Origin of the sequence: Bradyrhizobium sp. SZCCHNR1053, assembly GCF_032381235.1 — a bacterium.
Lineage (GTDB): Bacteria > Pseudomonadota > Alphaproteobacteria > Rhizobiales > Xanthobacteraceae > Bradyrhizobium.
In genome coordinates this window covers 452,607-476,020 of the sequence record NZ_JAUHJM010000002.1, presented here as the reverse complement: position 1 = coordinate 476,020, position 23,414 = coordinate 452,607, and the positions used below count along the sequence as shown (strand labels likewise).

General features: G+C 65.3%; 19 protein-coding genes and 2 pseudogenes. 10 read left to right on the top strand and 11 right to left on the bottom strand.

Annotated elements, in window-relative coordinates:
• Positions 1–30: 30 nt before the first annotated feature.
• Positions 31–1,388: pseudogene (locus tag QX051_RS07100) on the bottom strand (tyrosine-type recombinase/integrase).
• Positions 1,389–1,704: 316 nt separating this feature from the next.
• Between QX051_RS07100 and hisC the strand changes: the two are divergent.
• On the top strand, positions 1,705–2,772 hold the full coding sequence (hisC, locus tag QX051_RS07095; RefSeq protein ID WP_315775592.1) for a histidinol-phosphate transaminase: 1,068 nt from the start codon (positions 1,705–1,707) through the stop codon (positions 2,770–2,772).
• Positions 2,773–2,859: 87 nt separating this feature from the next.
• Here hisC and draG read toward each other — a convergent pair whose 3' ends face one another.
• Together draG and QX051_RS07085 are read right to left on the bottom strand one after the other, a co-directional pair.
• Positions 2,860–3,750, bottom strand: coding sequence for an ADP-ribosyl-[dinitrogen reductase] hydrolase (gene draG / locus QX051_RS07090; protein ID WP_315775591.1), 891 nt, complete (start codon positions 3,748–3,750; stop codon positions 2,860–2,862).
• A gap of 12 nt (positions 3,751–3,762) precedes the next feature.
• Positions 3,763–4,587: an NAD(+)--dinitrogen-reductase ADP-D-ribosyltransferase gene (locus QX051_RS07085; protein ID WP_315773660.1), complete on the bottom strand. Its 825-nt coding sequence runs from the start codon at positions 4,585–4,587 to the stop codon at positions 3,763–3,765.
• Between the two features lie 780 nt (positions 4,588–5,367).
• Between QX051_RS07085 and QX051_RS07080 the strand changes: the two genes are divergently transcribed.
• On the top strand, positions 5,368–5,691 hold the full coding sequence (locus QX051_RS07080) for a hypothetical protein (protein ID WP_315773662.1): 324 nt from the start codon (positions 5,368–5,370) through the stop codon (positions 5,689–5,691).
• 102 nt (positions 5,692–5,793) lie between these two features.
• Here the strand turns inward: QX051_RS07080 and QX051_RS07075 are convergent, their stop codons facing one another.
• A complete protein-coding gene (locus tag QX051_RS07075; RefSeq protein ID WP_315775590.1) occupies positions 5,794–7,350 on the bottom strand; it encodes a glycosyltransferase family 39 protein in 1,557 nt (518 codons plus the stop codon).
• Between the two features lie 468 nt (positions 7,351–7,818).
• Between QX051_RS07075 and QX051_RS07070 the strand changes: the two genes are divergently transcribed.
• Positions 7,819–8,490, top strand: coding sequence for a response regulator transcription factor (locus tag QX051_RS07070; RefSeq protein ID WP_315775589.1), 672 nt, complete (start codon positions 7,819–7,821; stop codon positions 8,488–8,490).
• On the top strand, positions 8,487–9,947 hold the full coding sequence (locus QX051_RS07065) for a HAMP domain-containing sensor histidine kinase (protein WP_315775588.1): 1,461 nt from the start codon (positions 8,487–8,489) through the stop codon (positions 9,945–9,947). Before QX051_RS07070 ends, QX051_RS07065 begins: the two co-directional genes overlap by 4 nt.
• A 33-nt stretch (positions 9,948–9,980) precedes the next feature.
• Here QX051_RS07065 and QX051_RS07060 read toward each other — a convergent pair whose 3' ends face one another.
• Together QX051_RS07060 and QX051_RS07055 are read right to left on the bottom strand one after the other, a co-directional pair.
• Positions 9,981–11,144 (bottom strand): hypothetical protein, encoded by a 1,164-nt coding sequence (locus QX051_RS07060; protein WP_315775587.1) that lies wholly within the window; start codon positions 11,142–11,144, stop codon positions 9,981–9,983.
• A gap of 292 nt (positions 11,145–11,436) precedes the next feature.
• A complete protein-coding gene (locus QX051_RS07055; protein ID WP_315775586.1) occupies positions 11,437–12,387 on the bottom strand; it encodes an aldo/keto reductase in 951 nt (316 codons plus the stop codon).
• 250 nt (positions 12,388–12,637) lie between these two features.
• Here QX051_RS07055 and QX051_RS07050 point away from each other — a divergent pair, with 250 nt between their 5' ends.
• Entirely contained in the window at positions 12,638–13,876 is a 1,239-nt protein-coding gene (locus QX051_RS07050; RefSeq protein WP_315775585.1) for an NF038122 family metalloprotease, read from the top strand.
• Between the two features lie 216 nt (positions 13,877–14,092).
• Here the strand turns inward: QX051_RS07050 and QX051_RS07045 are convergent, their stop codons facing one another.
• Entirely contained in the window at positions 14,093–14,308 is a 216-nt protein-coding gene (locus tag QX051_RS07045) for a hypothetical protein (protein WP_315773672.1), read from the bottom strand.
• Between the two features lie 369 nt (positions 14,309–14,677).
• Between QX051_RS07045 and QX051_RS07040 the strand changes: the two genes are divergently transcribed.
• The gene (locus QX051_RS07040; RefSeq protein ID WP_315734901.1) at positions 14,678–15,070 is read left to right on the top strand and encodes a hypothetical protein; all 393 of its coding nucleotides are present in this window, start codon (positions 14,678–14,680) and stop codon (positions 15,068–15,070) included.
• Between the two features lie 31 nt (positions 15,071–15,101).
• Here QX051_RS07040 and QX051_RS07035 read toward each other — a convergent pair whose 3' ends face one another.
• Together QX051_RS07035 and QX051_RS07030 are read right to left on the bottom strand one after the other, a co-directional pair.
• Positions 15,102–15,356, bottom strand: coding sequence for a hypothetical protein (locus QX051_RS07035; RefSeq protein ID WP_315775584.1), 255 nt, complete (start codon positions 15,354–15,356; stop codon positions 15,102–15,104).
• A complete protein-coding gene (locus tag QX051_RS07030; RefSeq protein WP_315775583.1) occupies positions 15,356–16,543 on the bottom strand; it encodes a TCR/Tet family MFS transporter in 1,188 nt (395 codons plus the stop codon). Before QX051_RS07030 ends, QX051_RS07035 begins: the two co-directional genes overlap by 1 nt.
• A gap of 326 nt (positions 16,544–16,869) precedes the next feature.
• On the opposite strand from QX051_RS07030, the pseudogene QX051_RS07025 reads away from it, so the two are divergent.
• Positions 16,870–17,173 (top strand): annotated as a pseudogene (locus QX051_RS07025) (HigA family addiction module antitoxin).
• Between the two features lie 348 nt (positions 17,174–17,521).
• Positions 17,522–18,202, top strand: coding sequence for a hypothetical protein (locus QX051_RS07020; RefSeq protein ID WP_315775582.1), 681 nt, complete (start codon positions 17,522–17,524; stop codon positions 18,200–18,202).
• Between the two features lie 918 nt (positions 18,203–19,120).
• Here the strand turns inward: QX051_RS07020 and QX051_RS07015 are convergent.
• Positions 19,121–21,145: a YgiQ family radical SAM protein gene (locus QX051_RS07015; protein WP_315775581.1), complete on the bottom strand. Its 2,025-nt coding sequence runs from the start codon at positions 21,143–21,145 to the stop codon at positions 19,121–19,123.
• 132 nt (positions 21,146–21,277) lie between these two features.
• Positions 21,278–21,952 (bottom strand): hypothetical protein, encoded by a 675-nt coding sequence (locus QX051_RS07010; RefSeq protein ID WP_315775580.1) that lies wholly within the window; start codon positions 21,950–21,952, stop codon positions 21,278–21,280.
• A gap of 106 nt (positions 21,953–22,058) precedes the next feature.
• On the opposite strand from QX051_RS07010, the gene QX051_RS07005 reads away from it, so the two are divergent.
• Entirely contained in the window at positions 22,059–22,751 is a 693-nt protein-coding gene (locus QX051_RS07005) for an HAD-IA family hydrolase (protein WP_315775579.1), read from the top strand.
• 85 nt (positions 22,752–22,836) lie between these two features.
• Positions 22,837–23,364, top strand: a complete 528-nt coding sequence (locus tag QX051_RS07000) for a hypothetical protein (protein ID WP_315775578.1) — start codon at positions 22,837–22,839, stop codon at positions 23,362–23,364.
• The last annotated feature ends 50 nt before the right edge of the window (positions 23,365–23,414 follow it).

The following is a 23,414-nucleotide window of genomic DNA, read 5'->3' as shown; positions in this document are numbered from 1 at the left end:
AGCACCTCTCTCCCACGGAGCGCGCTCTTGCTATTCCGCGATCGCTGACTTCAGCCCTTGTTGCCCGCGAATGTCGTCAGCGATAACATGGGCATGTGGGTTGAGAAGTTGCGAGTTGGTGGATTTTGGCCACCGACGGATACTTGGGCTATTCGCATTCAATGCCGCAAATACCGTACTGCTGATCGCTTGTTGTTGGCGTCGTAGGTGATCCTCCAGCAGCTTGGGGCGAGTGATGTAGCCTGCGTTCACGCCGGGAATTGCGTGGTTCATCAGCAGCTTCGCATCGAACTCCGACACGCCGGCTGCGGCGGCGATGGTGCGAAAGCTCTGCCGTAGATCGTTACCCCATTTCGACAGCGTGGCCCGATCTTCTTTCTGCTCGACGATGTGCCCCGACACGCTGTCGGCCGGGAATATCCATTGGCGGGCATGCGACGGATGCATCTGATGTCCGAAACGCATGACTCGGATCAGGCAGCGGATCATTTCCCGAGATAGAGGATGTCGAAGGCCCGCTTCGCGCAGCCCTTGGGCTTGGGAATGTGCAGGATCCGTCTCTTGAAATCGATATTGCCCGGAGTGGTTTCCTGCAACGCGGTGGGCCGACATCCCGAAAGCAGCGTGAAGAGATGGAATTCACGGCGGATCGGATTGTCCAAAGCCGGCAATTCGGAAAACCAGGCCCTCAGATCACCGGGCCCCATTCCGGTGTCGCGTCGCTTCTCTCCATCCCAGTCGATAGCCCCGACGGGATTATCGGGCGGCAAGGTCTTGTTGGCTTTTCGGGCGTGGGAATAGATGGCCCGGAGAGTGCGCATGCTTCCATTCGCAATATATGGCCCGTTCTCCTTGGTGATTTCGTCATGTCTCTCGACCACCTTTACAGGGTGGCGGCCCAAATCTTCCAATGGCGTATCGAGCCATTTGATGAAGAGTCGTTCCACGTGATCCCGATAGCTCTCGATTGTGCGCTCGCTACGGCCTTTCCTAATCATGTGGGCGTCGCGATATCGCTCCCACGCTTGCCTGAGCGTGATGCCGCCGGATTGATGCGCGGTCGGGCTATCCCCGCTGGCCGCGTCGCGACTCGGTTTCGACCCGGCCTTGGGATGCTGACCCCGGCTTATCTGAGCAAGATATTCCTTGGCAGTCGCTCGGGCCGTCCTTGTCGAGAGTTCTTTGACGTCGCCGATTGCGACCCGGATCGACGTCGCTCGCTTGCCGTCCTCGCGAAGGTCGCCTTGGACGGTAAAGGTTCGTTTCCGCTTTCCGACGACGACGAAGAAGCCCTTCAGTTCGGTGTCGCGCGCCAGATACCAGCCCTTCCTCGGGGGCGGCGGGCGAGCGATTTCTTTGTCGGTCAGCAGGAGGTGGACATCGGCCATCGGAGCGCTCCGAAACTAAAACGGTTTTTCAAACGGTTTTGGCAAATCGGGGAGTTCGACGGTTCGACCCCGACCTTGTAGGAGGATGTGCGATAAAAGGCTCGAAATTAAGGACTTTTGCGTCTATCGTTGCGCTGTGGCGTACAGTCGGATAGCGTGGCGAAGCAATGTTTTTGAACTACGAATCTGAGGGTCGGACGTTCGAAACGTTCCGGGCGCGCCATTCGCCGATGAACCACAGCACGTTCAATTCGCACGTCCATCGCTTCCGGTCGATGCGTCGATTGGCGGATCTCGGGTGCGCAGGAGAACAATCGTGAGTCGCTTCTGGTCAGAGCTCGTTCATGGGCTGTCGCCCTATGTGCCTGGCGAGCAGCCGCAGATCCCGGGCCTGGTCAAGCTCAACACCAATGAGAGCCCGTTCGGGCCGTCGCCGAAGGCGATCGAGGCCATACGGGCCGCCGCTGCCGACACCTTGCGGCTCTATCCAGATCCCCAGGCAACGCGGCTGCGCGAGGTGCTCGCGGCCTATCACAAGGTCTCACCCGAGCAGGTGTTCGTCGGCAACGGCTCGGACGAGGTGCTCGCGCATACCTTTGCGGCGCTCCTGAAGCAACCTGCGCCGCTGCTGTTCCCTGACGTGACCTACAGCTTCTATCCGGTCTACTGCCGGCTGCTCGGAATCGATTACGCGACCGTTCCGCTCGATGCCGAGATGCGCGTGCGTATCGACGATTATGTCGACCGCCCCGGCCCCGTGATCGTGGCCAATCCGAATGCGCCGACCGGAATTGCGCTGTCGCGTGCCGAGATCGCACGGTTGGCTGCTGCCCATAGCGATGTGGCCGTCGTCATCGACGAGGCCTATGTCGATTTCGGCGCCGAGACTGCGATCCCTTTGATCTCCGAGCATCCCAACCTGCTGGTGGTGCAGACGATGTCGAAATCGCGCGCGCTGGCCGGGCTGCGGGTCGGCTACGCGATCGGCGCCGCCGGCCTGATCGAAGGCCTGACGCGGGTCAAGGACAGCTTCAACTCCTACCCGCTCGGTCGGCCCGCCCAGGCCGGCGCGATCGCCTCGATCGAGGACGACGCCCATTTCCAGCAGGCGCGCTCGGTCATCATGAAGAACCGCGCCGACCTCACCGCCGCGCTGGCCCGTCTCGGCTTCGAGGTCCTGCCGTCCAGCGCCAATTTCGTCTTCGTCCGTCATCCTGATCATTCCGGCCAGGCGCTGGCCACGGCCTTGCGTCAGCGCGCCGTGCTCGTCCGCCATTTCACCGCCCCGCGGATCGCGGACTATCTGCGTATCACCATCGGCTCGGAGACGGAGCTCGCGCGGCTGACGGACGCGCTGCGCGAGGTGCTGGCGCAGAATGGTTGAGAGTTGTGGCTGAGATGACGATCGGTCGGAGCCGATCCGCCACGACCGGCACACTCTGCGAAGTCTGGATGCCATTGGTCCCAGACATCAGACCCGAAGCACGCGCGCGATTTCCAGCAGCCGCGGCACCTGCGCGTGAATGGCTGCAGCCACGTCGCGGTCGAGCCTGTCGCGCCAGCGCGCAGGAATCGCCGCCAGCCCATAGGTGGCGCCGGCCAGCATGCCCGCGAGAGCGCCCGTCGTGTCGGCGTCGCCGCCCTGGTTGACGGTCTGCACCAGGCATTCTGTGAACGAGTCGATGGCGAGATAGTAGTGCAGCACGGTCTGCATGGTGTCGACGATGAAGGCCGAGCTCTGCCCGGGGTAGGGGACGAAGCTGAAGGCGCGGTGCTTGCCGATCAGAGCTTCGGCTTCGCGGCGGACGGCGTCCTGGCCCTCACCCTGCAGCAAGGCATGAGTCATGCGCACCAGCGCAACGCAGGCGTCGTCCGACAACGGATGATGGTGCGTGGCGCGCGCCTGCGCCAGCGTCCACGTCTCGGCGTTGTCCGGTGCCTCGAGCGTCGCGAGCGCCACTGGCAGTACGCGCATCGCCGCGCCATTGCCGGCGTCGCCTTCGGCGTAGACACCTTCGACCGTGCCGCGCATGACGTAACGGCGGATGCCGCGGCGGCAGGTGTTGCCGACATCGGCCGGCCCGGTCCGAAGCCATGCCGCGAACTCCTCGCAGACGTCGCGTGCGTCGAAGCCGCCATTGCGGATCAGCGAGCGTCCCAGCGCCAGCGACATCTCGGTGTCGTCGGTGACCTCGCCCGGCTTCAGCTTCAGCCAGCCGCCGCCGATGATGTCGCGATGCACGCCATATTGCGCGGCGATCTCGTCTCGGGTCATGAACTCGACGGTGGCGCCGAGCGCGTCGCCGATGGCAAAGCCGAGATAGGCCGCGAGCGCGCGTTCCTCGACATCGAGTGCGGTCATGCTGCGATCCGCTCACACATAGTCGACGCTCACGCGGTAGTCGCCGCCGATCACGAGGTATTCGCCTTCGCCCTTCAGCGCATGTGATGACAGCAGGCCGTTGAAGAACACGATCTTGCTGACGGGGACGTGCGCGGTGAGGATCATGTCGCCGAAGCAGCCGGCGGTGTCGCGGTCGGAGGAGAACGAGACGAGATTATTGAGCCGGACCACCGCCTCGCGCCGCGTCGTTCGCTCCACGATCCAATGCTCGTCGAACGAATTGACGCCGCGATGCAGCGTCAGATGCGTCTGGTCGGGAAAGGTGAAGCGGCGCATGGCCCATTGGCAGAATTCGAACAGCAGATCGAGCTGCACCCAGATCGTATTGTTGTGGAAGCGGCTCGACATCTTCTCCTCGACATAGGTCGTCCAGGCCCGGCTTGCCACGGCTTCGATAGCCTCCTTGTGGAACGATGGGCCGAGGCCGAACCGGCTCTCGACCCAGCCCTTGAGCACGGCGCCTTCCGGGCCGTTGCTGTCGAAGCCCCAGCCCTGGATCAGCCGCAGGAAGGACGAGCGGAAACGCCGCTGGCCGCCGGACGTCGCGGCGCGTTGCTCGGGATCGAGGCCGAACATCGCCATCATGTAGGTGGTGAAGGCTTCGCCGGCTTCGGCGAGATGTTCGGCCTGATCGAGCATCGTGAACAGGCTGGGGTTCATCTCGGTGACGCCCCAGATGTGCAGCGGCACCGCCGCCTCGTTGAAGGCAGCGCTCGCCAGCCACTCGGAAGGACGCCCCACGAGGTTGGTGGAATGGCCGATGCCGCGGCGGGCGCGCTGTGCTGCGTCGTTCATGATCGGCATGATGCCGGGTCGCGCAGTATAAGGGAAGCCGTCGGTACTGACATGGCGGAGAGCTTCTGATTGTCAGCTGCAACCGCCCCAGCCGGTGCTACCATGACCACCGCAACCCCGCCGCTTGGCGCCTTCGAAATCGCCCGCAGGCAACTGCGTCGCCGTTGCGCTGTCGGAGCGGTTCGTCTGTGAAGTGCATCGAGCGCGCCTGCCGAGAGCGTTGTCTTCGATCCATTCGAAACCGGCTGCTCGATCGCGCGCAGTGTGTCAGCACGGAGGGCAATCAGCACGATCGCGTTGAATTCTTCCCGGCGTCCACGGGTGAGATGCCCGCGTCATCTGCGTCCACTGTAATGCTGCGGTAAGGCCGTGACGCTAGCTTCAATGCGTCCTTACGACCGACATCACATCGGTTTCGCCATCGACAGCGTGTCACGATGAGCCATGGCTCGCCGTCTCTCGATGTGGTGTTCGATCGGAAGGACATTGGAGCGCCGCCGCAGACCCGAAAGCCCGGCCTGATCAGGTCAGCTCCGTCCCACCTGCGGCACCTTCCATCATGATCTGGCGCCGCATGGCTTCGAACGTCGTCGGAGTCCAGTGAGCGGGCCGTTCGGTTTGTGTCCCAGCCCCACACGTCCGAACGGCCTGCAATGATGGACCTCGTGGTGACACTCGCGCTCACATGTTGGTCGCATCGTCTTGCGTCTGTAATGATACCGTAAGCCGCAGCCGCGAGTCTCCCGCAGCGACGGCTGAGCTGATCGCAAGGAGAACCCAATGAAACGAATTTGCGCGCTTATGATCGTGGCCTCGACCATGGCAGGCACGATCGCGACGCCGGCCAATGCCGGTGGCAACCGCGGAGCGGCGGTGGCGGCCGGCGTCGTCGGAGGTCTGGCGATCGGAGCCCTGATCGGGTCTGCGGCAACCGCCCGTTCCGCGCCCACCTATGTCTACAGCTACGAGGATTATCCGCCGCCGCGGGTCGTCTATCGTCGTCACCGCGTCTATGAGTACGACGCGGAATACGGCAACTATGGCGACGGCTATGTGTCCGGCTACCGGGACGGCTATTCCGACGGATCCTGGGACAACGACTGAGACCGCCGCCCAAGGACAAGGTCCCGCCGACGCGGGACCTTGTCCTTGATCCGAATGTTCGGATCCGCTGACGAGGCTGCCGCGTCCAGCGTTGCCTCAACCCTATGGTTCCTTCGGCCGTGTCACCAGGAATGCGACCACAGTCCGTGTGCATCCCGTCCAGCCGAGCAGCCGGGCCTGCACCGCGAACTCGCGCTTGACGTAGTTGCCGGATCCGGCGGCCGCCGCTTCCGCGGCGGCGATGCAATCCGCCTGGTCGCGGAAGCACAGCGAAATCCAGCCTCCGCTGCCAGAGTCCGCACCGGTCTGGTGGGCTGTGGTGGGCAGACCGTAAGCGGGATGATCGGCACTGTAGAAGGTGGTTGCGAGCGCAAGGCTCTCGGTGCCGCCGACATGCTTGAGCGGCTTCCCCGTCAACTCCCGCCATTGTCGCGTCGCTTCCCGCGCGGTCTGCTGGTAGAAGGTACGACCTTCCTCATAGCCGTGCTTGTTGCGATAGAAGGCGTGGAGCGGCGCCGCAACGATCGCAGCCAGGACGGCGATCCCGGCCGTCAGCACCGCGATGTTGACGGTATGAAAGCGCGCGATCGGATAGCTGGTGGCGCAGACGACGACCACGACGAACAGGAACAGTCCCTGCAGCGCCCATAGCGACGGCAGGTCGGTGCCCATGACCAGCGCGTTGATGACGGGCAGGCCGAGCGTGCCGATGGCGATATATGACAACAGCCGGAGGCCGTCGTTCAGCGTGGCCATCTCCGTGGAGAAAGACCTGATCCTGGCGCCGGCGACGATCAGCCAGGTCGCGGCCGGCACGGCCATCGCGGCCGCGAGCCCCAGCAGGAAGAACAGGGAATCCCGTAACGACGTGGACAGGTTGGACCTGGCGTGCAGCAGCGCGTACTGAATGGGGGCCGCATCGTTGGCGACGAGCCAGTCGAGATGCATCGACAGCGCGGCGAGGCCCACGACGCCGGAGATCCACGGCGATGCCGACGTGAAGTAGGCGCGTCGCTGCGGATGCGCCATGGCGGCGAATGCGAAGCTCATCACCAGAAAGATCGAGTAGTACTTGCCGAGCAGCGCGAGCGCGGCCGTCAGGCCGGCGGCCGCCGCCCAGGGCAGTGTTCGCGTTTCGAACGCGCGCAGGAAGCAGTAGGTGGCGAGCGGCCACGTCGCGAGCTGCACCGAGTTGGCGTTGAAGCGCTGTGCGTGAAACTGATAGGCCGGCGTCAGCATCAGCAGCAGCAGCACGATCACCCGCTTGTCCCCAGTGACGAAACGGCGCGAGACGAGATCGACGCACCACAGCGCCAGCGCCGCATTGGTCATCGCCATCAGGTGGAATGACCAGTCGGAGAGAGGGAAGACGGCGGTCCAGGCGCCGGCGATCCAGCCCATCAGCGGCGGATGCTTGTCGTAGCCCCAGGCGAACTGCCGTCCGAATGTCCAGGTCTCGAGAACGTCGGGATGCAGGCCGGCGCCGGCATAGGCGATCGAGAGATAGGCCGTCCACACGGCCACGAAGCACGTCAGCAGCAGCGGCACCGCCCAGCCGGCCTCGATGCCGTCCAGCCAGCGCAGGAATGGAATGCGCCAGGCCGCCGGATGGCTGTCCGACCGTTCAGCGACGGTCGAGAACGCAAACTCGTGGAACATGCCGGTGTGCATCAAAAATGGTGCGTCGAACGGGACGTTCGGTGAGCGGCCGCGGCCGATAATTGGGGGCGGACCGTCCGGTGTGTCCGGTCGATCATGCGGCAGGCTCCATGCGAGCGAATCCTCGGCGTTTGTTTGAGTGTGCCAGTCTCGGCCAAGACGATTACGAAAGGCTGACGCCGCCGGCTTGCCGGCCGATGGAAAAACGGATCATCGCGGCGGGACACGTCATACGACCGCAATCGCGCCAGCCGAGAAGCGGTTCAGCTTGCAATCGGAGATGTCGCGATAGGGCCAGTGCCCGCCAGCAGCGTGGAGTATATGAGCTGCGCGCGATCGGCGCTGGCAGAACGAGTCAACTTCGCTTGCGCGATCAAACAAAAGTATCAGAACACCGCCGACGTAATCCTATTGTAATCCCTCCGTAATGATAGGAACAGCCGATTGTCGATGATGCGGGAGAATCGCGTGCGCGTTCTGGTCGTTGAGGATGACCCCCAGCTGGGGGTCTGGCTGCGGGATGCGCTCGCGACGGCGTTCGGCTCGTCGGACATCGTCACGACACTCGACGAAGGGCGTGCGGCGATCGCCGTGCGCAATTTTGAGCTCGTGGTGATCGACCGCGGCCTCCCGGACGGCGACGGGCTGGCGCTGTTGCCGGACCTGCGGCAGCAGAAGCCGAGCCCGGCGACGGTCGTGCTGACCGCGCTCGATGACCCCGCCGACATCGCGCGTGCGCTCGACGAAGGCGCCGACGACTACGTCGCCAAGCCGTTCGAGCCGATCGAGCTGGTGGCACGGGCGAGGGCGGTGCTGCGCCGGCTGTTTCTCGACCGCGGCGCGACGGTCTCCATCGCCAATCTGAGCTACGACATCGTCAATCGCGCCGTCTGCGTCGAGGACGTGCCCATCGTGGTGCCGCGGCGCGAGCTGGCAATCCTTGAGGCGCTGGTCCGCCGCAGCGGGCGGGTGGTCCTGCGCGAGACGCTCGAAGCCGCGGCCTACGGCTTTGAGGACGAGATCCAGTCGAATGCCATCGAGGCCCACGTCTCGCGGCTGCGCCGCCGGCTGCGCGAGGCCAATTGCAAGGCCGCCATCAGGCCGGTGCGCGGCCTCGGCTATCTCCTCAGCGGCGAGTGACGCAGGTGAGGTGGCAGAAGCTCAGCCGTATCCGCCGCTCGATCACGTTGCTCTCGGCGACGTTGATCGGGGTGGTCACCACCATCATGCTGATCTGCGCGGCCGCCCTGCTGATCCGGTTCGGCGGCGACGATGACGGCACATGGGGCGCCGCCGACGTCGCCGATGCGCTGAAGGAGGCCGTATCCCGCGATGCCGGCGGCCACCTGCTCATCAAGCAGACGTCGCGTCTCGACAAGATCATCCAGGATTTCCCGACATTCTGGTACGTCGTCTCCGACAAGAGCGGCGAGGTCAGCTACGGGCCGATTCCGAAATGGCGTCCGCACAAGCCTCCGTCGTCGCAGGACGGCACCAGCTTTCTGGCCTATGCGATCGATGGCGAGACGCGGAATTTCAAACGCATGACGGCCGTTCGGAATACGCCGGTCGGTGAGGTCTGGATCGAGACCGGCGGCGTCGCCTATACGTCGACGCAGCTGATGCTGGGCACGCTGACCGACGCGACGGTCGTTGCGCTTCCAATCATCCTGGTGCTGGTCGTGACGGTATTCGCGGCCCTGGTGTTCGTGCCGACGCTGATCGCGCGCCCGGTTCGTGCGGTGGCGCGCGCGGCCGAGATGATCGACGGCGTGCCGGACGGCCGACGGCTGCCCGAGCGGGACGCGCCGGCGGAATTGCTGCCGCTGGTCACCGCGTTCAATCGCGCCCTGTCGCGCATCGATCATGCCGCGGAGGCGCAGCGCAACTTCCTGTCCAACGCGGCGCATGAGCTGCGGACGCCGCTGACCAATGCGCGGACCATGCTCGAGGCAATCCCGGATGCTGGCTTGCGGGCACGTCTCGTCGGCGAGAACCAGAAGCTGTCGTCGATCGTCACCATGCTGCTGCAACTGGCGCGCATTTCGATGGAGCCGGTCGAGCTGACCGAGATCGATCTGGTGGCGCTGGCCCGGCGCGTCACGGCCGAGCATGTGCCGATGGCGCTGAAGGCCGGCCTCGAGATCGGCTTCGCCGGATGCGATGCGCCGGTCTCGATCCTCGGCTCGGAGCCCGCGTTGGCGGTCGCGCTCTCCAACCTGATCAGGAACGCCGTCATGCATGCCGGCGCCGGCGGTCCGATTCTCGTCGAGGTCGATGCGTCGGCGCGCCTGAGCGTGATCGATTCGGGGCCCGGCCTGCAGGCCGATCAGCCCGAGCGCCTGCTGCAGCCGTTCGAGCGCGGCCGCGCCCATGGCGATGGCATGGGGCTCGGGCTCTCGATCGTGTCGCAGGTCATGGCGACGCATCACGGCCGCGTGGCGTTGCGTGAGACGCCAGGTGGCGGCACCACGGTCGAGCTCAGCTTCGCGCCTGCCGCGCCTCAGCCGGGCGGTGCACCGGCGGCGGCCGAGGCGGCAATCCCGGCGGTCCGCCGCACAGCCGAGAAGGCCGCGCCGCCGCCGCGCTCCGTGTAACGATTCCGCGCCCGGACCTCGCGCGGCCCGCGCTCAGCGCGGCTCCCTGCTCCGCTGCCACTTCAGGAAGTCGCTGTAGAGTCTCGCGGCCTCGTCCGGCGACATCCGCGCCTGCGCCTTGCGCTCGTCGAGAAACTTGCGGAATTCGGCCGGGTTGGCATCCTGACCCGGCGACTGCATCGTGCGGGCGCCGTCGAGCCATTCCTGCGCCGCCTTGAAGCGGACCAGGCCCTGCACCGGCGCCGACAGCACGGTGTCGCGCCATTTCGGATGCCGCGGCGGCGATTGCAGCACCTGGATCTTGCCGAACAGCGCGTCGACGAACCGCGCCGTGCGGCGATAGCGCTCGCTGTTCTCCGGCCAATTGTAGACCATCAGCACGGTCGAGGCGGCGACGGTCTCGACCTTGGTGCCGGGCGGCACCAGGTTCGGATATTCCTCGGACGAGAACGACGACGGCAGATAGATGTCCTGCAGCGCGTGGTCATAGGGGATCGTCAGGAGATGCAGCCGGCCGCCCTCGTTCTTGATGCCCTTGATGATCGGCGCGTCCTTCGACACCGAGGCGATCCAGGCATCGCCCTGGCCGTCGATCAGCTTCTGCAGCCCGCCGGTCGGATCAGTCTGGGAGTCGATGTCGGCGCGGATGCCGAGCCGGCGGAAGATCGTGCGCGCCGCCGGCAGGCCGATCGAGCGCTCGGCGAACACCCGCCGTCCATTGAGATCCTCCAGCGAGCGGATCTCGCGCCGCGCGACGATGTGGACGTCGTTGTGGAAGAGCTGCGCGATGTAGCGCACGCGCTGCGCAATGTCTGGAATGTTGTATTCCGTCTTCACGAATTCCAGCGCGTCGGTGGTGACGAAGCCCATGTCGATGTTCTTCAACATGATGATGTCGATGAGGTTCTGCGCCGAGCCCCTGCCGAGGATCGGCAGCACACGCAGGCTCTCGCCCTCGTCGAGCACCGCGGCCATGTCGGAGCCCATGACCGACATCGGCCCGCCGATCGGCGCGGTGATCACGGTGACGGTGCCGGAGTTCAGCGCCTCGCGGTCCGGCAGCGTACCGACGGCGCCGCCGGTCGGCGGGCGCTGCGGCAATTGCTGCGCTCGGGCGCTGCCAGCCAGCGCCACGAGGGATGACAGAACATATGCAAATACGAATGCGCCAACAGCTACGCGCGCGACACGATTCACCGAACGCTTCCTCGATACATTCTAAATTGACAGTGGACTTAGCAGTTCGATCCCGGCCGAAGTTTGGCCGTGAGGTGGCGATCCGCGAGATGCTGCAAAGTCGCCCGGCCCGCTTCACGGCTGTGCTGAAAATGCGGTGCAGGAGCAGCGTGATCAAGTGCCGCGATCGAGGACCGGCGCTGAGCGCGCCGAATACTCGATCACAGGCCGTGTTCGGTGGAGAACGATCGTACTGCGTGCGTGTCGAAACGTCGCATGCTCGGCGCTGAATGATGGCGCCGCGCGCCGGCGCTCACGCGCTGGCCGCGTCGAGCCGCGCGACCTGATCCGCGGTCAGCGCGAGCTCCGTCGCCGCCACCAGGATGTCGACGTGCGCGGGCCTGGTGGCGCTGGCGATCGGCGCCGTCACCGACGGCTTCGCCAGCAGCCACGCCAGCGCGATCGAGGCCTGCTGCGCTCCGGTCTCCCTTGCAACCGCGTCCAGCGCGGCGAGGATGCGCATGCCGCGCTCGTTCATGTATTTCGGGATGCCGCGCTGTCCGCGCGGGCTCTTGCCGAAATCGGCCTCCGAGCGATACTTGCCGGTGAGGAAGCCGGCGGCCAGCGAGAAGAAGGTGATGACGCCGACGCCGTAGTTCTCGCAGACGCGTTGCAGCGCGCCTTCGTAGGATGCGCGCTCGGCGAGGCTGTATTCCGGCTGCAGGCTCTCATAGCGCGGCAAGCCGCTCTTCGCCGACAGCTCGAGCGCGGCCTGCAGCCGCTCCGCCGAAAAGTTCGAGGCGCCGATCACGCGCACCTTGCCGGCCCTGATCAGCCTGTCATAGGCCGCCAGCGTCTCCTCCTGCGGCGTCGTCTCGTCGTCCTTGTGCGACTGATAGAGATCGATCACGTCGGTCTGCAGCCGGCGCAGGCTGTCCTCCACCGCGCGCGCGATGTAGTCGGCCTTCAGCCCGACCTTGCCGTCGCCCATGTCCATGCCGACCTTGGTGGCGAGGATGATGCGATCGCGGTTGCCGCGCAGCTTCATCCACTTGCCGATGATGGTCTCGGACTCGCCGCCGCTGTGGCCGGGCACCCAGCGCGAATAGACGTCCGCCGTGTCGAGGAAGTTGATCCCGGACTCCAGCACCTTGTCGAGCAGGCGGAACGAGGCCGCCTCGTCCACCGTCCAGCCGAACACGTTGCAGCCGAAGCAGAGGGGCGGAACGTTGAGGCCGGAACGGCCGAGCGGGCGCATCTTCATGGGAGGCTCTCGATCTGAATGATGTTGGCTGCATCCGTCGCGGACGCCTGCCGCAGATTGCCGTCATTCGTCGCGCGAGACCAGCGCGGCAGGAGCATGGCGGGCCCGCCCGGCCGCATCCAAACCGTGGCGCGGCTGCCCCGAAGAGGTTCCGGCAGCGTCAGACTTTTCACTCACTTGCCGACGATGGTCGCGGCCTGCGAACGCCTCGCAGCTGGAGACGCGAGGCCATGAGTGAGGAGTCCGTCTGATGAACACGCTGACCTATGACCAGCTCGGGCTGAGCTCAGATGGCCTCATGATGCCCGATCCGGCCGCGGCGGCGAAGAACACGACGACCAATACGGCTGCGGCCGCCCCGCCGGTCGTGCTGCCGCCCGGCGCGGTGTCGGATCCGGTGGTGCATGCCGACGGCTCCGAGACCGTCTCGGTTCACACCGGCGGTCTCACCTTCAACCTCACCTTCGATGCCGCCGCTGCTGCCGCGCCCGAAAGCTTCCGCGCCGGCGTCGAGCAGGCCGCGGCGATTCTGTCCTCGGCGATCACCGATCAGGCCACGGTCAACCTCGCGATCGATTTCGCCGGCACCGGCGGCGGCGCCGGCGCCAATGTCTCCAATGGCGTCCTCGCCAGCTACGCGCAGCTCCGAACCGATCTGCAGGACCACGCGGCGGCTGGCGACACGGTGTTCGACAACCTGCCGACGGGGCGGGCAGTGCAGGGCCATTCCCAGGTGTTCGTCGCCAACGCCCAGGCCAAGGTGCTCGGGCTCATCGATCCAAACAGCACGACGACGGAGGACGGCTTCGCCGTCTTCAACACCGACATCCCGACGCAGTCGCTGGTCGGCGTCGCACTGCACGAGCTGTCGCATGCGCTGGGACGCGTGCCGTCGCCGGGCAATCTCGACATCTTCGACCTGTTCGACTTCACCAAGCCGGGACAGCATCTGATCAACAACAGCATCAGCTCGGCGCCGCCGGCCTATTTCTCGCTCGACGGCGGGCTCACCAAGATCGCCGATTACGGCCAGGTGTCGGACCCGGCCGACTTCCTCAACACCGGCATCCAGGGCGCCCGCGATCCCTTGAACGAGTTCTACAATCCGACCACGTCGCAGACGCTGTCGCCGATCGATCTCGTGGTGCTGGAGACGCTCGGCTACAATATCTCGACCCCAGACACGCAGGCGCTGCTCGCCCAGATCCCGCACGCCGCCGGCGTCGCCGCGCCCGTGCAGACGCCGCAGCAGGCCGCGGTGATCGCCTCCGCCGTGGCCGCCGAGACGGCCGCCAGCCTCACCAAGCTGGGCGATGCCGCCGGCGCCGCGCAGGTGCTGGCGAATGCCCAGGCCGACGCTGCTGCGCTGAATGGCACCGATGCCGGCGCGAACCATGACCACGCAACGGCCTATGCGTCCTATTCCGCCGAGCCGCACCACGATCCGATGATGCTCGCGATGCATCTGCACGCGATCAGTGCGAACTGAGGCGGTCGCTACCAGCAGAGGATTGATTGGGCGCGAGACGGTCATCGCGTAGTCGATCTAAGTTATGCCCGCCATTTCATCGTCGTCATGGCCGGGCTTGCCCCGGCCATCTCCGTCGCACTCGCCTGAACTGAAAGGCGTGATGTAGCCAAGCGATCGGGCGGATCGGAGGTGCGGTCCGCTCACGATCAATCGCCATGTGTCCGACGCGACAGGTCAGGATCGCTCGCGGTCGCGTTGTCGGTTGAGTTGGCGCAAATAGCTCAAACCGCAGACGGTCAGCCGGCCGGGATCATCCACGCCCTGATCGGCCATCCCGCGCATGTGCCGCGCCGGCGCGCGCCGCGTCGCCTGGTCCAGATCGTGTCTGGCCATGCGGCGATAGATCTGCATCGCTCGCGAGAGCGGCTTGGCAAGTTCGATCCGAGGCATCGAAGTCAACGGAAGCCGGCGGCGATCGTTCCGAATGCCGGCCCATCATCGGAGCCAACTGGTGCGCCGCTGATTTCGCTCACGCGCAAACGATGCGGATGGTCCCCGCGTTCGGCTCCTACCGATAGACGACGATCGCTGCTGGCGGGTTGACCTCAACCTCAGTCTCCGACCGCCATGTCAAGACATCTCCGGGGCAAAAGCACCAAGTCTGGACGCGTCGCATATTGCATGGTTCACGGGAACTCGCGTATCCTTCAGGTAGCGTGAAGACGACGGTGATCACTCGGGGCGAGGCGATCGTTGGGCGCTGGGGGACGGTTCATGGGAATGAAGTTCGCTTTGCGTGCGGCGCTGACGGCGGCTGCCATGGCGCTGCTCGGTGGATGTGCGACGTCGCCGGAGGGCCTGAATTCGCGCGACGTTGCCGATAGCAGAAGCTTTTCCGAAAGCTACGAGGAAATCTACCGCCGCTTGATCGAGACCGGCAAGCGCTGCAATCCGCCCGTCCCGGTCTTCAGTCCAGGCAACCCGGCCCAGGGACAGATCGAAGCCGAAGGCGAACTGCACCGCGACCGCGGCTTCGCGGAGTTTCGCCTGGTCGCGGGCAGCTATGGGATCCGGATGAACTACTTCGTCGCGGCGCGCATCGAAAAATCCGGCTCTGGATCCCGCGTGACCATCAAGGTCAGCAACCCGATGGGAGCAGGCCCCCTGAGCAGCCGCATCTATCGCTGGGCCGGTGGGGACTCGAGCTGCTAGCGCGGGCGGCGTGCCTTGATCAGGATCGTTATCAGGATCGTTCGCGGCCGCGTTGGCGGTCGAGCTTGCGCAGATAGCTGAGGCCGCAGACGGTCAGCCGGCCGGGATCATGCACGCCTTGTTCGGCCAACCCGCGGATATGCCGCGCGAGGGCGCGTCGCGTTCCCTGGTCGAGATCGTGTCCGGCCACGCGGCGATAGATCTGCATCGCGCGAGAGAGCGGCTTTACAAGTTCGATCTGAGGCATCGGGTCCAACGGACGGCGACGGCGATCGTTCCGATACATCAGGGCACAGCCGCCGGCTTGGCTGGGCGCAGCGTGAGAACGATGGGAACGGCGATCGCGTAGATGGCGACGACCGACAGCCAGATCGCCCCGGGCCAATCGTCCCTGACGACGAAGTACAGACTCGAGAAGCCGAGCGGCGCAACGATCGAGGCGAGGCTGACCGTGGAGGCGAGCACGCCCTGGAGTTGCCCCTGCAAATCCTCGTCCACCTGCCGGGTGGCGATCGACTGCAGGGCCGGCATGCCCATGCCGCCGAGCGCGAACAGCGGCATGGCGCCAAACACCATCCAGCTCCGGTTGACGAACGCCATGGCGGTGAGGGCCGTGCAGACACAGGCGACCCCGGTCAGGATGGCGCCGCGCTCGGCCAGCAATCTCACGGCCGGGCCGGGCAGGAAGGCCTGGGCCAGCGTCTGGCACACCCCGAAGGCGCCGAGCGACAGCCCGATCCAAAGACCGCTCCAGTGGAAGGTGTCGCCGCCCCACAGCGCCCAGCAGACGCCATAGGCCTCGCCGGTCGCGCTGAACAGGAAGAACAGGAGAACGACCGGCAACAGGCTCTTGACGGCGAACACCCAGCGCAGTGGCCGCAGCGGGTTCAGAACCGCGATCTCGATCTTGCTACGGTCCGGTGGTCGCGATTCCGGCAGCATCAGCAACGCCAGCAGAACGTTGCATCCGTTCAATGCCGCCGCCACGACGAACGGCAGCCGCAGCCAATGGTCGCCGAGCGCGCCGCCGAGCACGGGCCCGATGATGAATCCCATGCCGAACATCGCATTGAGGAGGCCGAAGCGGTGGGCCCGTTCCTCGTCGCGCGAGATGTCGGTGATGTAGGCCGCGGCCACCGAGACATTTGCGCTGGTGGCGCCGGCGATGGCACGGCCGAGCAGGAGCATCCAGAGATCGGGTGCAAAGGCCAGGAACAGGTAGTTGACTGTGGCTCCGGCCAGCGAGACCAGCAGCAGCGGGCGCCGGCCGAGCCGATCGCTCAGCGAGCCCAGCATCGGCGCGCAGATGAACTGGATCGCGGCGTAGAGCGCCGTCATGACGCCGAGAGAGGACGCCACGTTGTCGGTGTGCGTCACGTCGTGCAGCAGTGACGGCAGGATCGGAAAGATCAGCCCGATGCCGGCGGCATCGAGCACGATGGTGAGATAGATGACGGCAACAGCCCTGGTCATGGCGCGCTCCGGTCCACGCGAGCCGATGGCGCAAACACGCGCGACCGCTCGCTGGAGCCTGACGATCTGTCAGGCGATCGATGTGTGGGAGACGCTGGGCCGGTCCATGCCAAAAGGCAGATGGACGGCTTGTACTCGGCCGTAGGCAACGACCGCTTTTCGCGACAGGCGCCGTCTACACGCCGAGATCGGGCGGCGCAAGCCGCTTTTTCCGAACGACGATCGGTGCATTCAATGCATAGTCGAGCGAAGGCCGGTCAGTGGGCGCCTCCGCCGGAGCAGGGACTGCCGGGAGCGATCTCAAGTCGCCGAGATCGGCCGCGGCGATGACCAAGAAGCTCAAGCCTCGCATCCTGGCGAGGTTCTGCGCGAGGAATTCCTTATTCCGATCGAAATGTCGGCCGGTGCCGTCGCCAAGGTCTGCGGCCTGCCGCGAACCCGCATCGAGCGGATCGCTAGCGAGCAGACCGGCATCACGGCCGACACCGCGCTCCGGCTCGCAAGGCGCTCGCTACGACGCCGGAGTTCTGGCTCAATCTGCAGACGGGTTATGATGTCTAGATCGCCAAGCGAAAGCTTGGCAGGGTTCTCGATCGCATCGAGACGGTGAATAAGCCGCAAGCGGTCTAGCTCGGGAGACGACATAGGCCTGTTGGCGACGGTGGTGCCTTGGCCGGCTCCTGCCCAGCGGGTCATGAGCCGGCAAGGCGTTTTGCCATATACGATGTCATCGCAGTTCCTTGAGACTAGCCGTCGCGGCCTGAACGGCGGCGAGCGGTAATCCGGCAACTGTGGGTCCGGCGTGTGTACATGATAGCTGAGGTAAGCTTGAGCAGTTGTCGTCGAGGGTCTGAGGACCGTGGCATGACGGCCTGCAATACAAGGTTCGCCTGTTACGGAATCTTGTGTGATTGTCGATGGGACCGGCATCGCGCCGTGTTATGGTTCGACGTAGCGCAAATCCGGCGAATGGGGAAAATGGTGCTTGAACGCATCTCGAAACATTGGCCAATCTTCACCGCGATTGCGATCGCAATCGTATCGCTATTCAACATCGGCTATTTTATGCCAATTGGCATTCATTTCATCGGAATTGTGGACATCACCAACATTGCCTACTCTTTCGGTTTGGTGATTGTTCTGATTCTTCTTCTTGGGCCAACGATATTTGGAGTTATTCAGGAGTCCGGCCCCAGCGTGATGGCGCAACTAAGGAAAAGAGGGATCGGTGCTAAGGTTTTTGCGGCTCTTTTAATCTTGAGTGCGCCATTGGGCATGATGGCCGGTCATATCTACGGCGTCACCTTGCCGTCGGCCATCGTGTGGGTGGCAGCTATTTCGATCTACATGGCCGCATTTAGCTATGATGATTTGGTCAGTGCTGGGTCGGTAAACTCAAGTGGCATCTTCTTTTCATCTTGGGCAGCGATGCTGTTTTTTGTTTTGATAGGTGCGTGGGTTTGCACTCTTCAAATGAAGAGTTCTGAGGTCTTCGAAGTTGCGACAAAAGAGCGTGTATTTGCAGATGCCAAGATATTGCGCTCGTCATCGAGCGGCTTTCTTATCTATGTAAATGACAGAGTCGCATATATTCCATCGAGTGAGATCAAGAGTGTTGTAGCGTTGACCGGTCCACTAAAACAGTCTGCCCCTTTTTAGATGCCTTTGTTACAGGGACAGTATGCGAAAACTGTCTTGTTGGACTTAAAGCCTTGGCGCCGTCGCTGCCCGACAGGCATTTCCCGCATCCCCGCATGCGCAAACTGCCCGTCGCGCCAGTTTGTCGCACGCTTCCCGGCTTGCACCGTCGGGCAAATCAGAACGATGCTTCTGGGCATCCCGCTCGCGATGAAGAGGGGCGTTTCGGCCGATCGTCACGGAGCGTAGCAAGCGGGAAGCGGTGGACGTGTCGGGCTTGGGGCTCTGCATTTGCGGGGCCGGCGAGCAGGCCTGGGACGTACGGTCAAGTCGCGTGGTCCTAGCCTCCCGATGCTGAGGTCAAGCCGGTTGATGATGCGGAGACGCGTCTCGCCGGTGATGGGGGCAAGACAAGCCCGGTCCCCAGGGAGATCGCGAAGCAGCCGTTAAAACCAGCGCGCGGGGAAGGCCGGGTCGTCCGGCTGAACCGTGGTACCTGCCGCCTGCATTTTTTTTCTGCAGGCGGGCCACGGACCTCAGTCGAGGTCCGGTCTTCCCCGCGCCCTCTCGTTTGTCGAGGGCGATGTCGGCGGCATGACCTGGGCGCGGATGCGCCGCGGGGCTGCGGTGGGCTGTTTGGAGAAATCGTGCAGTGGATGTGGTGCGTGGGCGCGGATACGTCGCGCTCGCGATGCTCATCACGCCTGTGAGGTGGAACGGCCATGCGACACACTCAGTGTCGTCCCGGCCTTGAGCCGGGACCCATCAACCACCGGCCGATGTGTGAGGCACGCTGGTGGCTCAGGATGTGCCCAACACGTCTCCCTGTGGCTATGGATCCCGGATCTTCGCGCGCGATGCGCGCTCGTCCGGGACGACGGGGGAGTGTGGGGCGCGGGCTTGCCCTTGACGCCGAGATCGGAGGTCGCCCAGCGCGGACTACTTCCTGATCCGCACACCCTTCGTCGTGAAACGCTGCGGTCGCTGCTCCGGGCGCACCGGCCGCCGTGTCGTTGCGGCCTTGCCGGTGCCCGGCGGCTGATGCGCCGGCACCAATTGCTCGGGACGCGAGCCGATCAGATCGGCACGGCCCATCGCCCTGAGCGCATCGCGCAGCACCGGCCAATTGTCGGGGTCGTGATAGCGCAAAAACGCCTTGTGCAGGCGGCGCTGGCGCAAGCCCTTGATGGCTTCGACCTTGTCGCTGCCACCATGGCGGACGCCGCGCAGCGGGTTGACGCCGGTGTGGTACATCGCCGTTGCGGTCGCCATCGGCGACGGCAGGAAGGTCTGGACCTGATCGGCGCGGTAGCGGTTCTTCTTCAACCACAGCGCGAGGTTCATCATGTCCTCGTCTGACGTGCCGGGATGGGCGGCGATGAAATACGGGATCAGGTAGTACTTTTTGCCGGCCTCCTTGGCGGCGGCGTCGAACATCTGCTTGAAGCGGTCATAGCTGCCGATGCCCGGCTTCATCATCTTGTCGAGCGGGCCGCGCTCGGTATGCTCCGGCGCGATCTTCAGATAGCCGCCGACGTGATGCGTGACCAGCTCCTTGATGTAGGCCGGGCTCTCGACCGCGAGATCGTAGCGCACGCCGGAGGCGACCATCACGCGCTTGATGCCCTTGACCTCGCGCACCTTGCGATAGAGCCGGATGAGATCGTCATGCGAGGTGTTGAGGTTCGGACAGATCTCCGGAAACACGCAGCTCGGCCGGCGGCAGGCGGCTTCGACCTTGGGGTCCTTGCAGGCCATCCGGTACATGTTGGCGGTCGGGCCGCCGATGTCGGAGATCACGCCGGTGAAGCCCGGCGTCTTGTCCCTGATACGTTCGATCTCCTGCAGGATCGAGCCTTCCGAGCGACTCTGGATGATGCGGCCCTCGTGCTCGGTGATCGAGCAGAAGGTGCAGCCGCCGAAGCAGCCGCGCATGATCGTCACCGAGAACTTGATCATATCCCAGGCCGGGATCTTGGCATCGCCATAGGACGGGTGTGGCGCGCGGGCGTAGGGCAGATCGTAGACGCTATCCATCTCCGCCATGGTCAGCGGGATCGGCGGCGGGTTGAGCCAGAGGTCGCGGTCGCCATGACGCTGCACCAGGGGACGCGCATTGCCCGGATTGCTCTCCCGGTGCAGCACGCGCGAGGCGCGGGCATAGGCTTCCTTGTCGGCCTCGACCTGCTCGCAGGACGGCAGCCGGATCACGACGTCGCCCTTCTCGCGCGCAGCGCCTTCGTCGGCGGAGTCGAGATCGTCGGCATGCAGCTCGACAAAACCCTCGGGCACTTTGCGGAACAGCGCGGTGCCGCGCACCGACTGGATGTCCTTCGGCGCTTCGCCGCCGGCGATCCGATGCGCGACCTCGATCACGGCGCGTTCGGCATTGCCGTAGATCAGGATGTCGGCCTTTGCGTCGGCCAGCACCGAGCGGCGCACCTTGTCGGACCAGTAGTCGTAATGCGCGATGCGGCGCAACGACGCCTCGATGCCGCCGAGCACGACGGGCACGTCCTTGAACGCCTCGCGGCAGCGCTGCGCATAGACCAGCGTGCAGCGATCCGGCCGCCTGCCGCCTTCGCCATTGGGCGTATAGGCGTCGTCGCTGCGGATGCGGCGGTCGGCGGTGTAGCGGTTGACCATGGAGTCCATGTTGCCGCCGGTGACGCCGAAGAACACGCGCGGTTTGCCGAGCGCCTTGAACGGCTCGGCGGAGTGCCAGTCGGGCTGCGAGATGATGCCGACGCGAAAGCCCTGGGCCTCGAGCAGCCGGCCGATGATCGCCATGCCGAAGGAAGGATGGTCGACATAGGCGTCGCCGGTCACCAGCACGATGTCGCACGCGTCCCAGCCGAGCGCGTCCATCTCCTTGCGGCTCATCGGCAGGAACGGCGCAGGCTTCAGGTCCGCGCGATGGCGCGGCCAGGAACTCAGCGGTGGAGCGGTGAGGGCGATGTTCATCGCCCACGCATAGAGCCGCGGCGCTGCGAGTTCAACCGAAGCTCCGGTCGCAGACGAGGGCAGGTGGTCAATTTGTCCGGAATGGTTCCCGCGGCGTTGCGCGGGCGACCTGACGTCGCAGTTCCTGCCGTCTCAGTTGAGGTGGTGCGACGCGCCGTTGCGGCGCTTGAGCCAGCCGTGCCCGAAATAGGCCAGCAGCGCGGCTGCCGCGAGCATGATCCAGATCGAGGGCATCTTCGAGCGCGGGCTGCCGCCGGCCTCGCCGACCGTGACGGGCTCGGTCATCGACACCAGCCGCAGGCCGGCGGCGTCGGTCGCGCGGCGCATGTCGGCGATGGCGGAGTGGGGCAGCGGGTCGGCGGCGAACAGCCGACCTGTCGCCGGCGCGTCGGACGCGGCGAGGTCGCTCGGCGGCGGCTCCATCGAAGACTGCGTGGCCTGGCTGCCGGAGGGCAGTTGGGCGAAGGAGTTCAGGTTGGCGGGCCGATGCGGCTTCGGTCCGTGCTGCGCCATCCGGTCCGGCTTCTCGGCCTTGTCCATCTTCTTGGGCGTCATGCTCTGCGGCACCGCGACCCGCACCTGCGGCCGCGAATAGGACGCCGGCTGGGTGACGGCCAGCATGCGGTTGGACCAGGCCATATAGGCCTTGCAGAGATCGTTGCAGTACTGGCCGTTGACCATGTCGCCGTTGGCGGATCCGGCCTGCGCGGCGCCGGGTGCGGCAATCCAGATGACTGAGACCAGCGCGGCGGCCGCTCCGAGCCTCGACGATGTCAAAACAGGCAATGCGCTCAACTGGCCGATCATCGCAATTTCCCCCGTCGCGGTTTCACGCCGTTTGGGGAATAACGACAGGCGGAATGGTCGAGAGTTGGATCAGATCGCGTCAACATCCGGATGAGTTGAGGTCAATTTGCTGATGCGAGGCGTTATTAATAAGGATCGGGCTTTGCTGTTCGACATCGACGGCACGCTCGCCGACACCGATGCGCTGCATCTGCAGGCCTTCAACGCGGTGTTTGGGCCGTATGGCCACGTGTTCGACCGCGCGCGGGCGGCCCGCGAACTGCTCGGCCGCTCCAATCTTTCGATCTCCGCCCAATTTCTGCCGGATGAGGAGCCCGCGCGGCGCGCGGCGGTCATGGCGCAGAAGGAGGAGGTGTTTCGCAGCCTCGCCGCCGGCGCGGTGCAGCCGCTGCCGGGCCTGACGGCGCTGCTCGATCGGGCTGCGGCGGCGGCGATTCCGGTGGTGGCCGTGACCAACGCGCCGCGGGCCAATGCCGAGCTGATCCTGCACGGGCTCGGGCTGATGGACCGGTTTCGCGCCGTGATCATCGGCGACGAGCTGCCGCACGGCAAGCCGCACCCGCTGCCCTATCTGGAAGGCCTGCGTGCGATCGATGCCGTGCCGGAAAGGTCGGTCGCCTTCGAGGATTCCCGCGCCGGCATCGCGGCGGCGACGGCGGCCGGCATCGCCACCGTCGGCATGCGCACCAACCTCGGTCACGACGAACTGATCGCGGCGGGCGCGGCGCTCACTGCGGCGGCGTTCGACGAGGCCGACGTGCTGGATCTGGTGATGGCGCGGCTGGGAGAGAGAATGTGAGCCATGACCCGCTTCCGGCGACGATACCGCCGGCGGCGGAGCTGACATGTCGCTGACATCGGGCAACAGCTTGCGGTCACCGTCCTTGCGCGATGGTCTCGACGAACGCGGCCGCCGGGTTGGCCGTCACGAGATCAAGGTGAGACGCATGCGCAAGTTGTTGATCGCGGCTGGTCCCTCGGAACTGTCGTTCCGGCCGATGCTGCAGGTCGATGAAGAGGGATCCGCGTCCAGTCAGCGCGGCCGGCGCGGCAGCGGAGCCGGGCGAGCCAAGCGCGCCGAGGGCCGCGCCAAGCGGTCGGCCCGGCGGTTTCGCTGGGCGCGGCCGTTGCGCGCAATGGCCGCCATCCTTCGCGGCTTGCGGGCGACGCTGCTGGCTCTCTCTCCCGTGGAGATCCCGAGCGATGGGAGCGTACGGCAGGAGAGCTTGCGGGACATGTCGCCGGTTGTGCCGCGGCTTCGCGTCGTCAGCGGCTGCGGAGGAGCGCGCGAGGCCGCCGCCGTGCCGGCCGCCGCGCCCAATGCGATCTTCTGCGCTGCGGCCACGCCTCGTCATCACGTCCGGTCGATGGACACGCCACGCGCCCAGCGCCGGCGGCTGCGCGCGCGCTGATCGCGTCACCGCATGCGTGCCCTGCATGCTCTGTCCGTCGCACCTTGCTT